This is a genomic window from Morganella sp. GD04133, assembly GCF_029835375.1.
GTDB classification, from domain to species: Bacteria; Pseudomonadota; Gammaproteobacteria; order Enterobacterales; family Enterobacteriaceae; genus Morganella; species Morganella morganii_B.
The window spans coordinates 38,780-56,244 of record NZ_JAODZS010000031.1 but is presented as its reverse complement, the minus strand read 5'-3'; the positions used below and the strand labels follow the sequence as shown (position 1 = coordinate 56,244).

Sequence of the window (17,465 nt, the reverse complement as noted above, 5' to 3'; positions counted from 1 at the left end):
TCCGGTGTCGTTGGCTCCGGTGTCGTTGGTTCCGGTGTCGTCGGTTCCGGTGTCGTGATAGACGGTGTCGTGAATTCCGGATCCGTAGGTGACTGCGTTGGCGGCGGCGTAATTGGTGGTACCGGAATCACCGGGAAGATGATGAATCCCGGTAGTCCCGGTATTGCCGGTGCCGCGATCGCTACAGGGCTACCCGGCTGAGTACCGAATCCACGGGCATGCGCATTATCACCAGGGTTAATGTATGTATTACAGCCGTCAAGAATCAGGCTGTCTTTAGCCTTGATCTTAATTTGATCTGCAGTAATCACCAGGCATCCCACACAACCGATAGCCAGTTCACCACCGGCTGTCAGAGAGAATGCACCACCGACGCCCATCTGCATTGCACCGCCGACCGCAACCGAATGGTAACCACCGACGTTAGTGGAATAAGCACCACCCACGTTAATAGCATATGCACCGCCCACGTTATACGAGCTGGCTGCCGCGATATTCATGGAATAGGCAGCACCATATATCCCGCTGAAGGCACCGCCGATAACAACAGAATCCGACAGACCAACAATACGGGAGGCCGTACCGACGACATCCTGGGAGAAGTTAGCACCCACAATCTGGCTGCTGTTAGCCCCGACCATACTGCTCTTGTTCACCCCGACCGTTTCACTGCGGTTAACACCGATAGTAGAGTCCGAGCTCACACCGATAGTCTGGGAATGATTGACCCCGATAAGCTGAGTTTCGTTCAGTTTGGTCACACGGGACATATTTCGTTCCGCCTGCTCCCAATACTCTTCCAGCCCCGGTTTGTCATCAAAACGGATACCGTTGTAGTTGGTTTTACCGCCGCCGATGGTACGGCTGATTAAACCACTCTGTGTCCGGTTTGCCGGCAGATCCCACGGTGGTGGTGTCGCGTTATTGTACAGACTGCCGATAATCATCGGACGATCCGGATCCCCGTGCAGGAAATCCACAATCACTTCCTGACCAACGCGCGGAATGTAGATACCGCCGTAGTTATCCCCGGCCCATGATTGTCCGACACGGATCCAGCAGGAATCCGCATCGGTATTTTTACCGTAGCGATCCCACATAAAGCGGACTTTGACCCGGCCATATTCATCTGTCCAGACCGTTTCACCTGCCGGTCCGACAACCAGTGCAGTTTGCGGGCCGTGTGTGAACGGCTTGGCGATAGTCTGTGGTGGCCGGAAAACTTTTGTTGTCGGCTGCACAACAAAACTGGTGTAGATGCTGAAATCATCACTGTCAGACTGCTGGTTAATTTCAGTAGCCCGGAGCTGATTTGAAATTACCAGATATTCACGGTTCGCTTTGGATTGCGGGTAATTTGTCAGTGTAAAGGTCGTACCACATACAACAGAACGGATTTCACCGGAACCCACAGCACGCGCGCCCAGACACCCCTGTTCCTCACTGCGGACACGCGCCAGGAATTCCCCTATTGACGGATCATCATAGTCACCCGGCCACTGATATTGCTCATACTCATTAAAGTTGGTTTTACGCGGCTTTTTATCCAGCGCGGAGATATCAGCACGGGATTTTTTAAAGTCATAATCCGATGTCAGCCACTGCCCTGACGTAATCGTTTCCTGAGCACCAAACTGATCGATATATTCCTGACCATCTTTCGGCTTATCGGACTCATACCGTAATGTATGATACGCCGGGCTGAATGTCCGTTTATGGGCACCGACATGGTCAACAAGTACCAGACGATTCTTCAGATCAGAATGTTCATAGAACCAGTAAATCCCCCATTCTTCCATCAGGCGCTGAATGAAATCGAAATCGGTTTCACCATACTGAACCTGAAAGTCAAGCGGCGGATAAATTGCAGATAAACGCTTTTCAATCGGAAAATGGTAATCAGATAAAACTTCATCAATAATATCGACGACTGATTTCTGCTGGTAAATCTTATAGTCAGAAGTCAGTGTTGTCAGATTCAGCCACGGACGTATGATAAATTCATACATCGCCTGATTTTCATCTCTGCCGATAAAACGGGCGCGCTCAACAAGACCCGTAATCTCTCTGTGTCCCTTACCGGAACCCCGTTCAGTTTCCAGCCCGTTACCATCCAGTTCGATAATAACGGTCATCTGCTGCCCGATGAATTTTTTCAGATCAAGGTTTGCCGCAACCTGCCACGGAATGGCCGGGTTTGCGGGTGTTTTTGCAACCACCTTGTACTGATACAACGCTGACAGGGCTTCCTCGCCCTCCAGTGTTGATATTGCCAAGCCCGGCTCACCTGCCAGTTCCGGCATTGCCGAGCAATATAACGTTAATGTTCGAGGCATATTCACACCTAATTGGTTTGATACAAATCAAGTTTGTATTAAGTACATAATTAAACGGAGACATCCATGTTTCTGATATCTGTCTTAATTGAGTCTAAAATGTTTCCCTGCCGATTCAGACGCCATAGCCAGGCAGAGTCAAAGGACTTAATACAATGAGGCCAATTCATCCATGGCATCGCGCTAACTCCTCCATTATCATTGATATTACAATCTGTATACGTCATTTCAGATATCAGAACGTCCAAATTGTTCTTAAACTGAAATCCGGGTTTCAGGAGTACTGATTCCCACAGCGGAGAGTAATATCGTTGCAGCGACGTAACCCAGTTTCTTAATTTCTTTTCATCAATCACACAATTTTCATTTTCAATATGAAATGCAATTATCCGTGAACACCAGAAAATAACATTTGATGCCGTACTCAGATGTCTGACAGTCCATTTATCCGTTGCTTTTGTATACAAAATCACACAGTTATCATCACTGAGAAAACTGAAAGCACCGAGATAAAACTCGTCTTTCCTTTCAGATGCCGGTACAACAAAGCACCACGGGAATTGTTCTGTAATCACTCTGCTATTAAGCGATTGATTGATATTTAACTGGCTGCACTGGCGGATAACACGCTGAATTACGTGATTACCCTTAATTCTGTTTCTTCCTGAACCATTTCCCAATCCTGAGAAAATTGTCTTTATTTTCATAATAAGCAGCCATTTATCAATATAAGGAAATCGCTCTGATAATTAATAGGAAAAGTCCACAATTAAATAAGCAAACGAATATTCTTAATTATAAATACCTATTGCTTAAATATTTACCGGGCACTTGAAATTCTTCAGCATTTTATTTACCGGCTTACCTTTATAATTTAATCCGTTGATATTTATACTGACCTTTTGATCACCCAGCCGGTAAATCAGAGTCTGTTTAGCCGCAGATATATTTTTTTGTTCGTCCGCCATATCCATCCAGTGCAGCAGCGTCCATTCGCCCATCAGTACGCGCTCTTCGGTATTTTCTGAATTATCTGCGGAAACGGCATTCATTGTGATCGTGTTTTCGGTGTCCTGTACCGGCCATTTAAATGATTTCGGCCAGACCGGTCCGTGTTTGTAAGTCAGTGCTGTTCCGTTAATATTAATACCAAACTGCAAAATCCGCGGCGACAATGCCGGGATACTTGCGCTAAAACTGAAAGAAACATTTTCACTCATCCCGTTACGAAAAAAGGCTTTTTTGATCTCCCGGGCCTGTTCGAAAAAACGCAGCACCTCCCGGTCTTCATTTCCGCGCAGATCTTCCCGTTTATAGCGCCATGGTGACACACTGGTATCCACCAGTTTTTCCAGGTTCTCTTTATAGTAAGCATCCACTATACCGCCGGGCCCGAAGAAGACTTCAAACTCCTCAAGGCTGACTTCTTCTTCGCTGTCCGCAAAGGGATAGCTGCCCTGAAAAGAGGCGACACACATGTCGCCTAATTCCGTTTTGACGGCTTCATTACTTTGCAGTGTGAACTGCTGACTCAGCTTTACGGATATCCCTCCCAGCAGCGGCATGATGATCGCTTTAAGTGGTGCCGGCCAAAGCCGGGACTCCGCTTTCAGCCGTTTTTCCGCTTCTGACGGATAAGGCAGCGCGCTGCCGTCCTCCATTGCTGATTCCGTGATCACCAGATAATTATGCTGATCCCCCAGCATACTGATGATTTTATTCAGCCCGTTATCCCCGCCCTGCCCTGCCTGAATTCTCTTGTTTCCCGGCTGTGGCGAGGTATCCAGATTGATCAGACGGTGCAGCGCTGAGAAACGGCGATCCACATTGTCATACAGGATTTTTGTTTCCCGCTGCGACAGAGCTTCCTTTACCGTCTGAATATCTTTCAGGTTACGGGTGACCGATCCCAGACGCCCGGTTGTCAGATTCCGGCCGACCTGGGTTTTGGACAGATCCGGCAGTTCCGATTCCTTTTTCGCGAAATCAACAGACAACGCGGTTTCATGACCGATCTGTGTAATCATATCAATCAGCGGTGAATCCGGCGCACTGAGGATTTGCAGGGCGTACATATCAAACGTGGTATCATTTCCCACCGCCGCATCCGGCACAATTTTCTTCAGCTGAATGCCGTTGAGGAACTGATTCCAGACTGCCACATATTCCTGAAGATAGAGTTTCAGTACCGCTTCTTCTGTCTCCGTCATATAAAAGCCGTCCAGCTGTTTGATATCGGCCGGACGGGCTTCACTTTTCTGCCCGGTGATCCAACCGTCCTCGCTCTGGATATTTTTTACATAATCAGTCAGTTTTTTTTTAAAAACCTGATGATACCCGGCATTAGTGAAAATGCCGGGAATACCGTTCAGTGCCAGTGACTCATCACTGATTTCCAGAATACTGCCCAACTGGTCACCGGCCAGTTTGTTCAGTGTTATATTTTCAGGCGCCTCCGTCATCGCCTGTTCTTTAACTTTCTGGTACAGGCGAGAGGCTAACGGCTTTTTTTGCAGAACCACACGCGCGGCAGCCACAAGGCGGTCATTAATCTCAGGGTTATACTGGCTCCACTGCGGATCGTTAAACAGCTCTTCCAGGTGAGAAACAAAGACAATGGTCTGACCGTAGTTTTCAATCATCCGGTTTGCCTGTGCTTCTTCAGTCAGCGTTTTAATCAGGTAATCTTTATCAAATTTCCCTTCGCCGTGCAGCATCAGGTACGTTTTCAGTTTGTCGTAAATGGTATCTGCATCATCCGCCGTTACAGCATCAAACAGGGATTTTTCAGCCATCCGCTCCAGTGAGAACAGCATCCAGCGCTGCAGGAAATACTGATAAATCTTGTCTGATTCTTCACGGATATCAAAACCGACATACAGGCCGTAACGGTAAGACAGACGCGGATCTTTAAAGTCGAACACGCCCAGCACCGGAATATCCTGAGTCAGTGAAAGCATCTTCGCCAGCAGGCCGTCACTGTTATTTTCCAGGTACTCATCCAGCACGGTTGACACCTGCTCCACTTTCACCGTTGCATCATCCAGATAGTTCCGGTTGTTGTGATAACTGACCACCAGCGCATAACAGAGCCAGACCGTCAGCAGAATCGTCAGCAGATGACCGGCCAGTGTCTGGAAGCGGTACTTGGCGGTCAGCGCCAGGTTGTAACGCACCAGGTTGCGGTCACGGATAAAGTTTTCAAACAGCTGTTTCAGGAAGAAATGCTTACCGTTGACGGTTTCCTGAACCAGACGATCTTCTGTATCCTCGGCTTTGTCAGTAACCACATCCCCCAGGCTGTTTGCCATATCCCGCCATTTCTGAACAATGGTGTTCGGGTTAAGCAGAGACTGCATGGTTGACTGCGTGCTGCTGGCAAAATAGATACCGCGCAGTGAGGTATACTTCTGCGTATCATCATAACGGGACGGCGAGAACACGTTCTGACCGAACTCGGCGATAGAGTCCGCCAGTAACCGGAAATCCTGCGGCAACTGATACATGCGTTTACGCGTGGTAACATCATATTCATCCAGCATACGCGCGGTCATGTCTTTATCGAGGCGGCTTTCCAGTGAGGATAACTCATTGCGCAGCACATCGCGGATCTCGACAATCGCATCGGATTTTTTCTTTTTCTCACCAAACGGCAGGGTAAAGCCCCAGATCTGGTCGCGCTCTTCCACCGTCAGCGAACGGAAGTATTCATCAAAACCGGACACCATATCCATCTTGGTGATCATCACATACACCGGGAAACGCACCCCTAACTCATGGCGCAGCATATCCAGTTGTGTTCTGAATTTTGATGATAACGCATACAGCTCTTTCTTATCTTTCCCCATCAGGTCAGTCACCGGAATGGTGACCACCACACCGTTGAGTGATTTCAGCGGACGGTTTTTCTTAATCGCCTTAACCAGTGCTTCCCACTCACCCGCATTTTCATCTGATTCATCGATGTATTTACCGGAGGTATCAACAAAAATAGCTTCGTTGGTAAACCAGCATTCACAGTTTGCGGTGGGTGTACTGTCACGGGAAACGCGCAGCAATTGTTCCGGTAACGGAAATTCCTGACCTGATGACAACACTGCCGTCGTTTTACCGGCGTCCTTCGGACCCAGCATCATGTACCACGGCAGATCGTAAACCACCTTTTTCGGACGCCAGAAATGACTCCAGCGGGAAATTTTGCGGCCGGTATGCGCCACATAACGGGCAGCATTATTGATAACGGCGACAACTTCCCGGTAACGCTCTGTAGCACGGACCGGATCAATGCTGCTTTTCTTAAAAAAGCGATCCAGTTTTTCCGGGTTGTAACGCAGCATGGAGATCAGCAGCCAGACACAGTACAGCAGTGTCACCAGCGTAATGACCCCGATAACAATCAGGCGCGGTGTGGTTTCCTCAAACGGATAGGACTCCCCGAGCAGCAGATAGGGCGAGAAGACCCAGAATGTCACGCAGAGTGTCAGTACCGCAAGCAGAAAACAGGGAACACGGCACCAGAGCCCGATAAAAATAACAGCCAGCAGAACAATGAAGATGATCCGCGGTACAGCGTCTTCAAGCGGACGGATCTCACCATAGCCGAATGTCGGTCCCAGGTACCATATGATGGCGGCTGCTAATAAAAAGAAAAGAAATATCAGAAATCTTTTTAAAAACCGCAGTGCAAATGTTCGATTCCAGAATGACATTTTATAACTCACAGATAGGTAACATAAACGACAACGCGACGGTTAAGCGCACGCCCTTGTTCATCTTTATTACTGCTGACCGGTTGTGAAGCCCCCATGCCTTTTGTCTCAATTTCCTGCGCCGGGATCCCCGCTTTCACAAAGAAGTCCCCCACAGATTCAGCACGTTTCAGCGAGAGCTCCTCGTTACTGGCAAATTTGGCCCGTCCGATAGGCACGTTATCCGTGTGTCCGGCAATCACCACCTTACCGTCAACACGTTTCACTTCATCCGCCACACGGGTGAGGATTTTGTCCATTTCAGGTTTGACTTCTTTACGGCCGGAAGGGAACATCGCATCACCACGGAACGTCACAATACTCTGCGGACCGCTTTCATCCACCTCAACCAGCCCTTTGGCAATTTCATCTTTGAGCAGGATAGCCAGACGCAATTTCGGCACACTGACAGCAAGCTGAGTATGTTTCAGTTCGCCGTGTTTCAGTGCCGCAACCCGGTCGTTAAATTCCCCGAGATCAACAGAAAGCCAGTATTTAAAGACGGAAAACAGGCTGATCAGAATAAATGCGCAGATAATCAGGGAAATACGCACCGGCAGATATATCCGGCGTACTTCCTGGTCTTCCTGGGTCACTGTCGCATTCGGCGATAATGCCGCCGGCACAGAGTCACGGGTACTCTGCTGTAACGACAACAGGCGCTGACGGATTTTATTCAGCTGGCGATCGCCATTTTCGATGATGCTGTAACGGCCTTCAAACCCGAGCCCGAGAATACGGGACAAAATATCCAGCACATCGGTATATTCCTGCGGGTTCATGGACAAACGGCCGATCAGCAGGAAGAATTTGTTCCCCCCGTCGTTATCCCCTTCAAAGTGGTTCAGCAGGTTACTCTGCGACCAGCCGGACGCCAGCCCCCAGGCTTTGGAGTGGATGGATTCATCGATCGCGGTACAAATGGCATAACGGATAATGGCCATTTTCTGCCACGGGATACTCACCGCATCACACACGGCAGTAAAAGTGGCAATTTCGTTTTTCAGACTCTTTTTGAGGATCTCCACCTGTTTCAGGTCAGCGACCTGTTCAGGCAGTTCACTGAGTGCCCGCAGCAGCGGCTGTACCGCCTCAAGTAACGGATCTTCCGCCCGGCTGACACGCTGGATCCGGGCCTGGATACTTTCGCTTTTAATTGCAAGATCACGGTAATCAATTTCATCCTTACCCAGCGGATCACTGTCCAGCGGAGCAAAGAAACTGCCGTCATCATGCAGAAAAGCCCCCATTGACTGGGGGGACTGCTCTGCCTGATGATCCGTCAATGCGCCGTCAGGACCTTTTTTGTCCTGATCGTCATCATCACCGTAATTGTCATTGAACAGGTTCATTAATCCCTCACGCCCCAAAGCTCAAGCCGTATCCCCGGGAAGTCCCCTGCAACGTGAAGAGCAAGAGAACCGCTGTTGAGGATATTTTCCCAGTAAGGTCCCTGCTTCATCAGTTCAAAGTACAGATATCCGGAGGTATAAGGTATTTGTCTCGGCGGAACCGGCAGATTACGCAAAATCAGCCCCGGCAGGTGAGAACGGACCAGTTCCTGGAGTTTATGCGGTGAGCTGATTTTGGTCTGTGCCACAAACTGATGCTGCATAACATCCAGCGGCAGCTGTGATGATGCGGCGAGCACCAGGTTGGAGAACCCGCGCAGTTCGCTCGGAATAACCGACGCCGTCCAGACACCGTGCTCCTGGCGCACCAGCGGAATGCTCTGACCGGAACGCACCAGCATCTGGTTCAGCAGGCCGTGAACTTCATCCACCAGAGGCCGGATGGAGGCATACAGGTTGGCGTGATCATAGCCCGGTGCCATATTCGGCCGCCGTGTTTTCGCCCGCAGGAATGTGGATAACTCCCCGGCAAACTTCGCCAGCTCCTCATAAATCACAATCGGCGCGGTTTCAGGTATATGGCGCAGATGATTTAAGATCGGCTCATATTTATTGAAGATCTGCAGTAACAGATAATCGACCACTTCCGCACTGGCACTGGCTTTACCGTCACTGGATGCCAGACGGGATGCCAGCATATCCGCCCGCATTTTTACCAGCCCGTTCAGGTGGGTTATCCACTCCGTCAGCAGGTAGTTAGCCGCATAACCGGTAACCGGCGGGATGTGATCCTCCAGATGGAGCAGCACACTGCCGTCAGGCTGAATCGCTTTGACTTTTGCCAGCGCAATACCAATCCATGATTCCGTCATTTCCGTTTCCGGCATCAGACGCAAACGCATACGCGCCAGCTGGATCGGTTTCGGTCCCTGACGCACTGCGTTGGTATCATTAATTTCTTCTTCATACGACGAAAAACGGGCTAATGAACTGGTATCAAATTCATCAAAAATCGTTTCATCACTGTTATCAAGACGCAACGGTACAGCCAGATAAATCATCTTTCCGAGATGCTCGGCTGTAATGGTTAAAGGTTCAGGCTGCTCATCATGGCCCGGGATTCCGAATGGCGTACCATCAGGGAAAACCCCCTGCCCTGAACGTAAGACCAGCTTGCCATAAGACAATGCCTCACGATCAATCTCGTATTGTGCAAAACCCCAGAAGAACGGACTAATGGTCGCTGCACGTTTATGAGCAATATATTCAAAATAACGTTCTTGCTGCTGGAATAGCTGAGGGCGCAGGAACAATCCCTCACTCCATACGACTTTATTTGTTCTCACAACTCATCCATTCTCTTTGATTGACACAACTGAATTTGAAAATAAGACTTTAATTTCATGTTCAGGCCCGGTAAATAAAATGTACTTTTCAGTCCATGTTGCGCCGCGCAAATCTGACAACGGATATACGGCGCTCCATTTAGCATTATTGATATCTTTATACGCTGCGATCACCCCGATATAGGGAAAATCTGAATTAATTTTATAATCAATTGTTTTTGTTTCGCCCGGCCTGATAATATATTCCAGAATAAGCATTTCATTTTCAGGATTAGGTTGATTTTTGTATAAATAGGTTAAATAATCCGTACTTAAAAATGATTGTTTTGATTTAACAGCATAAACAAATACATTCAGTGGTGATGGCAATTGGTTTTTACTTTTATTGATTTCAGCGCTGGCCACCAAACTAATTTTTAGTTCTGATTCAGACTTAGTTTCAGACGGGGTTGATTTTGAAGTACTGAAAAAACTGCACCCGGTTATCAGAAAGGATATTACCAGAGCACACAGGATATTAGTTACCTTAAAAATGGTATGATTTTTTTCTGTATTATCGGACATATAACCATGCCTGGCATTATGAAAATGCTGATATGTATAAACAACTAAGAATAATTAAATAATATTGTCCGCCACTAAAAATTGCAAACAATTAAATATGTATAAAAATAATTATCGGGGATAAAAACCTGCTGTCCTGAAACAGCAGGTTTTATTCCGATATAAAATGTTATCAGCCGATCAGGTTAGCTTTAACATCGTAGGTAGCTGCAATAGTACCTGCTTTGTTACCTTCAGCATTCTGGATAACATATTCCTGAGTCATCTTAGTGAAGGAGAATTTAACCACTTCACGCGGACGGCTTTCGTCTTCGATAGAGCCCTGCATCGCAACATCAGTGATGATAACATCAGTGAATTTGATAATCAGGTATTCCAGCGGAGTACCACCCGCTTTACGGACAGTAAACTGGATGTCTTTGATGTGTTTACCAGATAAGCAGTAGCTCAGCAGGTTCGGGCTTGCTTTATCGGTATAGTGAACAAATGTGAAGTCTTCCACAGTTGCTTTACCGGAACCGCCGCCTGAACCACTGTGCATGTTGGACTGCTGATTCACACCCCAGCGCCATGACAGAACTTCAATTTCATCCTTGTGTGCGTTATCCAGTGCTTCACCATCGATGCCTGCGATTCTTAAAAACATATCTTGAGCCATCTGTATTTCCTCTTATTAATGCATTAATCAAATTGCTTTGACAGGTAACCACACCCTGTGGTTACCACTTGTGTTATGCCGGGTATCGGACCTAATATCCTTATGGTTCTCACCGGCAATGAACTGCTGTTCCCTTTATGAAGCGGGGGAATATTGTTTCAGGACGCGATTACGCTGCACCTTTCAGTGACGGTAATTTAGCGACCATACGTAAAGAAACAGTCAGACCTTCCAGCTGGAAGTGCGGACGCAGGAAGAATTTCGCCTGGTAGTAACCCGGATTTCCTTCCACATCCTCAACCACCACTTCTGCGGCAGCCAGCGGACGGCGTGCTTTCGTTTCCTGGGAAGAGTTAGCCGGATCTCCGTCAACGTAATTCATCACCCAGTCATTCAGCCATTTCTGCATATCATCACGCTCTTTGAATGAACCGATCTTGTCACGGACGATACATTTCAGATAATGCGCGAAACGGGAGCAGGCAAACATGTATGGCAGACGTGCTGACAGGTTGGCGTTAGCTGTTGCATCCGGATCATAATATTCCGCAGGTTTCTGCAGAGACTGCGCGCCGATAAACGCGGCATAGTCTGTGTTTTTACGGTGAATTAACGGAATGAAACCATTTTTGGACAGTTCTGCTTCACGGCGATCAGAAATCGCAATTTCTGTCGGACATTTCATGTCCACGCCGCCGTCATCACTCGGGAAAGTATGGCACGGCAGATTTTCCACCACACCGCCACTTTCCACACCGCGGATAAGCGTACACCAGCCAAAATGTTTGAATGAGCGGTTGATATTCACAGCCATGGCATATGCCGCGTTTGACCATGCATATTTGCTGTGATCAGAACCGTCAGTGGTTTCTTCAAAATCAAACTCGTCAACTGGGTTGGTACGGATACCGTATGGCAGGCGCGCCAGGAAGCGCGGCATGGCCAGACCGATATAACGGGCATCCTCAGACTGGCGCAGTGAGTTCCATGCTGCATATTCCAGGTTCTGGGTAAAGATTTTAGTCAGGTCACGCGGGTTGGACAGCTCCTGCCAGGAATCCATCTGCATAACAGACGGAGAAGCACCGGTGATAAACGGTACGTGTGCAGACGCAGCGACTTTCGCGATAGACCCCAGCAGATCAACATCCGGCGGAGTATGATCGAAATAGTAGTCAGCAACCAGGCAGCCGTACGGCTCGCCACCTAACTGGCCATATTCTTCTTCATAAACCTGTTTGAACAGCGGGCTCTGATCCCATGCCACGCCTTTATAGCGTTTCATGTTACGGCGCAGTTCATCCTTGGAGATATCCATGAAACGTAATTTCAGTTTCTCGTCGGTTTCGGTGTTATTGACCAGGTAATGCAGGCCGCGCCATGCACTTTCCAGCTGCTGGAACTCTTTGTGATGCAGAATCAGGTTAATCTGTTCTGACATCTTCAGATCGATTTCCGCAATAATAGACTCGATATTTTTATACGCGTCATAGGAAATCGTAATAGAGTTCGCCAGGGCTTGTTCAGCCAGCGTTTTCACTGCATTCTGAACCGCCGTTTTGGACTGTTCAGTTTTTGATTTAAACTCCTGTGCGAGCAGGGAGCTGAAATCACTTTGTTCATGCGTCTGCGTTGTTTTTGCGCCGGCATTTTTCTGAGTATTTTGAGCTAACATATCTCTGTCACCTACAATTCTTAATCGTCCTGAGACGGATCTGAAACTTTGTCTTCACGCTTAGGTGCAGACGCCAGGGTTTTCAGCAGTTCTTTATCCTGCAGGATTTGCATGATCAGACCTTCCGCCCCTGCCTTACCATCCATGTAGGTTTGCAGGTTAGTTAACTGAGTGCGTGCTTCCAGCAGCTCAGCCAGTGGCTCGATTTTGCGGGCAATCGCATCCGGCGCAAAATCATCCATGCTTTCAAATGTAATATCGACCATCAGCTGACCGTCGCCGGTTAACGTATTCGGTACAGCAAAAGCCACACGCGGCTTCATGCTCTTCATGCGATCATCGAAATTATCAATATCGATGCTCAGGAATTTTCTGTCTGTAACCGGCGGAAGCGGTTCCAGTGGTTTACCGGACAAATCAGCTAATACACCCATTACGAATGGCAATTCTATTTTTTTCTCACTACCGTAAATTTCGACGTCATATTCAATCTGCACGCGGGGAGCGCGGTTTCTTGCTATGAACTTCTGAGCACTACCGTTATTAATTCTCATACCGTGTTTCTCTTTTTTTGTTTAATTTGATTAGTAAAATTACTAATATTACTTCACTCAAATTAGCCGCTTTCATTAGCCAGAAATTTAACACCAGGCCGATGAGTAAAGGCGTTATTACATATTAAACATTATTACTGAATATAAACTGAGATAATTCCGCTTCTCGTGAACATATTATGTTTATATAAACATCACGACTATTTATAAATAACTTCTAATACTGTTTTAGCTTCCACATTACCTGCAGATACAGCGTTTCCTCCGGCATAATAAGATACGTAATAATTCTTAGATACCGAGGAATTCGTACTTGGTATATCGTATACTTGCATTGATGCCGGATTATCAATCGCAATATGCTTTGACGATGCATCACGAAGTCTAAGTTCAATGTTTTTTGCAGATCCGGCACCTGTTTTGTTTATCAGATTTTCTGTCACAGGATTTAAATTACCCGCAAAGCTTTTGAAAAAAAGATTTACTTCAACCTCCGTCGGACAATCTTTCAATGCAACAGTAAATAAGGTACCTCCGGCTTCCTTTCCCGGTGAAGATAATGTCTTGTATGAAATTGTCGGTAATACGACTGTTTCATTTGCCGATGCACCATTAACCGAAATATCACATGTATTCTGTTGATAAATTCCCTTGAACTCAACGTTCATTTGACAATTATCACATATAATTTCTGCGTTGGCGTATGTAAATATTCCTAAAAGCGTAAATAAAGATATTGCGCCGGAGAATAATGATATTCCGCATTTCTTGAATATATTGATTAAATACATTTAACCTCCACCTGAACCACCGAGTCACCGGCAGCCGATATTTTCTGTGCAATAGCCGCTTCCGGATTAATCACACACTCACCGACAGTACCTGATTTAGCAGATAATGCACCGCTGCTGCCATCCCAACCCCGCAGGTAGGCCATTCCGGCCTGACCGACAATGGTCTGATATTCACCGTCACCGCCATAAATATTGGTTCCGATTGGCAGGAAGTTACCGTCTCTGCCTCTCACAATCAGGACAACAGGTTTACCGACATTGGTTTTAATTTTCACAGCAATGGCTGAACCATCACGCGGAATCACCACAACCTGGTCATCTATCAGGTCAACATCCGGTCCGGCTTTACTCGCATCGAGCCCGACCTGGTTTTCTCTGTATGGAGTAAGGTGAGGAACAATGGCGTAACCTCTGCCATCCACCTTACTGCCGGTGCCATTCAGCGCCGTTGTACCTTCCGCACCCTGCGCTTCAATAATGGCAAATGCTGAAGTACCTACAGACGGTCCGAGCGTTACACCGCCGGGATGGGCAACAATACTACCGTTGGCTGACACAGAGGCCTGACGGTTTGATTTGTTATCCATCGATGCTGTAACGCCATAATTCCCGATGGATGTCCGGTAGTTAGCCGACCCGTTCAGACGATCACTGGCCTCAGAATGTGAATTCGCTGTTGCACCGAGATTATAACTCAGCTCACTCTGGTCTCCCTGACTGCCGGAAACAGATGTCTGGAACGCCGTATTACCATCCGCATTGCGGGTTGTCATTAACGACAAACTGCTGAACAACGGCTGGTAGTCAATTCCTCTGTTGAACGGAATATTGACATTAACCATATAGGTGTCGTCATAACTGTTTGCACCGGTCTTAGCGCGCTGATAGGCCAGACTATAGGAGAAATAGTTCAGGCTTTGCTGATAAGAAACACTCCACTGTGATGACGGCGAACGATCTGTCCAGTAATCGTAGTAGTTACCCATCACAGACACTGAGCTGTTACCCCATAAACGCTGATTCAGGTTAATTGAGTATTGGTTTTTGGCTCTGACTCCAAAATAATTATTAATTAACCTGCCCTCGTCATCCCGTTTCTGGTCATCATAGTTTTCCCCGCGATCGCGGATCATTGTCGCATCACGGAAATTAAGATAACCATCATTTGAGTAACGGTAGCTGGATACAATAAGGTTAGTATCTGTATCTTCAAACAAACGACTGTAACTGATACGGAAAGACTCACCTGACTGAGATTCATCTTTCAGATCACTGCGGGCGTGTGTCATATCGACTGAAATCCCGCCAAGCGGGGTATTCAGTGCATTACCGATAGCCACAGCTTTATAGTTTTCTGATAACTGGAAACCTGTATACCAGGTTAAAAAGTTATTGATCCCCTGCAGGAATTCACCTTCTGCCACCACAGGTGAACTGCTGGACGAATTATCGCGTAATTCCCCTACAGAGAGTGAGTATTGTATGGTATCCGGATGTAGCATCATCGGCGGCGCGGAGAAAACAATATCCCGGACTTTTTCACTGCCGTCAGCTTCAATAATAACCATCTGCAATGTTCCGTTAGTCCCCACTGCACCATAGTTTTTAATTTCAAATGGCCCCGGCGTTACTGTTGTTTCATAAATAGTGTAATTATTCTGACGAATTAAAACCCGGGCATTACTGTCTGCAATACCGCTGATAATAGGCGTAAAGTTATTGAGAGAATCCGGCTGCATTCGGGTATTAGTACCGACTATCGCACCTCTGATTCCGTAGGAATCAAAAATACGGCCATTGGTGAACGTTTCCCCCAGTGTTAAACGGCTTTTCCAGGGGGTAATATCGGTTTCGGCATAGAGCTGAATATTCTTATTACTGAAGCTGTCATTTTTTGACCATACCGAGTTACTGCGGTTCCGGAAGCGCCATCCCTGATAGTTAAAACCTGCCGTCCAGTTAATATTGGTATTGTAATAAGTATCCTTACTATTACCTACTTTATTATTGGACAGATAGCTGTTCAGGTTATAATCAACAAACAGTGTGGTAACCCCTTCATCCCAGCGGGACGGGTCAATATAATCTGAATACTGTTGTGACAAACTGGCCTGCGGAACTGTGATATTTAATGATAAATCTGCGGTATTATAATAATCTTTTGCATAGCGGACATAATAAGACAGTGGATGGCAAGTACTGCCGTCACTGACATTATTTTGATTTTCATCCGGCTGACTACCCAGACGGCTGTCCGGAATAATCCCCAGCGCTTCTATCTGCTCTGGGGTAAAACACGCATCAGCCCGTTTATTATTGGTGATATTCTTGAAAAGAATGCTGCGTTTCCCGCGGTTATTATCATTGAGAATAACATCAACTGTATAGGTTCCTTCCGGGACCGGATTACCATAACTATAGTCAGATACGTCAATATTCAGTCCCTGAATAAAATCGGAATTATACTCTACTTTATTATCAAAACTATTATTTTCATCCGCCAATAACGCAGTATTGCCAAATGATACGGCAGGAAATAAGAAAGAACAGAGCATTAATCTCCATTGATGTTGTCTCATACTAATACCCCTGTTATTGGCAGTTACACTCCTTGTTAACTGCCTGATAAAATCCTTTTAAAACTAAACGGTTTTATTTTACGGTGGCAAAACCTGAACCTGATTTAGTAACTTTTGTTACAACTTGCGCACCATAATCATTTAAAATTGCATAAGTAAAATCCGTTATATTTCCATTCAGTATCTGTGAACCCTCATTTTGAGAATAAACAGCTGAAGACCCGGGAGCAATCATGTCACCGTCTAATTCAGTTTCTTTTCCGTTGATCTTTGCTTTTATACCGGAAACTGAAATATAATACGGGGATGGATTTTCTACTTTTAATCCTGTTCCTTTCCCGGGAATATTAATGACACTCCATTTCAATTTATCAAGATAAGAAACAGAGGACTCTTTACGCAAAGCTTCCGGTCGGTAAAAAAGTTTAATTCTTGTTTTGAATGCAATATCTAATCGCTGTGTAAGATTTTTAGTGTCTTCACTTTCAGCCGGAATTTCCATAACATTAAAGTAATAGACCGACTCTTTATCCTGAGGCAGTGTTTTACCATTATAAATAACCCGGATACTCTGCCCTTTTCCCGGTTCGATTCGTACTAACGGTGGTGTAATAACGAAGGGTAAACCAGGATTGTTAATATTATTAACATCAACACCATCGTCAGCCCATACCTGAATAAGTGCCGGCTTGGATAAGTCTCTGTTATTAATTCTGACAACCTGCTCTTTTTTTCCGCCATCAAATATAATACGGGTTCCTTCTACAATAACCGCACTATGAGCCACCCCGGTAAAACCGGAAAAGAGAGCTGCAGTCAGTAACATCTTTAGTAATTTAACCAACATAATAACCTCAGA

General features: G+C 46.5%; 12 protein-coding genes. All 12 read right to left on the bottom strand.

Annotation, left to right across the window (positions count from 1 at the left end; genetic code table 11):
• Positions 1-2,336: type VI secretion system tip protein TssI/VgrG (tssI, locus tag N7387_RS15570; RefSeq protein WP_279800151.1), on the bottom strand; the 2,336-nt coding region annotated here is incomplete at its 3' end.
• Between the two features lie 50 nt (positions 2,337-2,386).
• Positions 2,387-3,043, bottom strand: a complete 657-nt coding sequence (locus N7387_RS15565; RefSeq protein WP_279800149.1) for a hypothetical protein — start codon at positions 3,041-3,043, stop codon at positions 2,387-2,389.
• 105 nt (positions 3,044-3,148) lie between these two features.
• Positions 3,149-7,045, bottom strand: a complete 3,897-nt coding sequence (tssM, locus tag N7387_RS15560; RefSeq protein ID WP_279800147.1) for a type VI secretion system membrane subunit TssM — start codon at positions 7,043-7,045, stop codon at positions 3,149-3,151.
• An 8-nt stretch (positions 7,046-7,053) separates the two neighbouring features.
• The gene (gene tssL / locus N7387_RS15555) at positions 7,054-8,436 is read right to left on the bottom strand and encodes a type VI secretion system protein TssL, long form (RefSeq protein ID WP_274371544.1); all 1,383 of its coding nucleotides are present in this window, start codon (positions 8,434-8,436) and stop codon (positions 7,054-7,056) included.
• Positions 8,436-9,782 (bottom strand): type VI secretion system baseplate subunit TssK, encoded by a 1,347-nt coding sequence (gene tssK, locus N7387_RS15550; RefSeq protein ID WP_262860499.1) that lies wholly within the window; start codon positions 9,780-9,782, stop codon positions 8,436-8,438. The genes tssL and tssK overlap by 1 nt, the downstream gene beginning before the upstream one ends.
• A 3-nt stretch (positions 9,783-9,785) precedes the next feature.
• Entirely contained in the window at positions 9,786-10,346 is a 561-nt protein-coding gene (gene tssJ, locus N7387_RS15545) for a type VI secretion system lipoprotein TssJ (protein WP_262860500.1), read from the bottom strand.
• Between the two features lie 172 nt (positions 10,347-10,518).
• Complete coding sequence (locus N7387_RS15540) at positions 10,519-11,004, bottom strand: Hcp family type VI secretion system effector (RefSeq protein WP_279800144.1); 486 nt, start codon at positions 11,002-11,004, stop codon at positions 10,519-10,521.
• 169 nt (positions 11,005-11,173) lie between these two features.
• The gene (tssC, locus tag N7387_RS15535) at positions 11,174-12,679 is read right to left on the bottom strand and encodes a type VI secretion system contractile sheath large subunit (protein WP_262860502.1); all 1,506 of its coding nucleotides are present in this window, start codon (positions 12,677-12,679) and stop codon (positions 11,174-11,176) included.
• 20 nt (positions 12,680-12,699) lie between these two features.
• Positions 12,700-13,233, bottom strand: a complete 534-nt coding sequence (tssB, locus tag N7387_RS15530; RefSeq protein WP_072869741.1) for a type VI secretion system contractile sheath small subunit — start codon at positions 13,231-13,233, stop codon at positions 12,700-12,702.
• Between the two features lie 200 nt (positions 13,234-13,433).
• Positions 13,434-14,024, bottom strand: coding sequence for a fimbrial protein (locus N7387_RS15525; RefSeq protein WP_279800141.1), 591 nt, complete (start codon positions 14,022-14,024; stop codon positions 13,434-13,436).
• On the bottom strand, positions 14,015-16,606 hold the full coding sequence (locus tag N7387_RS15520; protein WP_279800139.1) for a fimbrial biogenesis outer membrane usher protein: 2,592 nt from the start codon (positions 16,604-16,606) through the stop codon (positions 14,015-14,017). The genes N7387_RS15525 and N7387_RS15520 overlap by 10 nt, the downstream gene beginning before the upstream one ends.
• A 73-nt stretch (positions 16,607-16,679) precedes the next feature.
• On the bottom strand, positions 16,680-17,453 hold the full coding sequence (locus tag N7387_RS15515) for a molecular chaperone (RefSeq protein ID WP_045137601.1): 774 nt from the start codon (positions 17,451-17,453) through the stop codon (positions 16,680-16,682).
• Between the last annotated feature and the right edge of the window lie 12 nt (positions 17,454-17,465).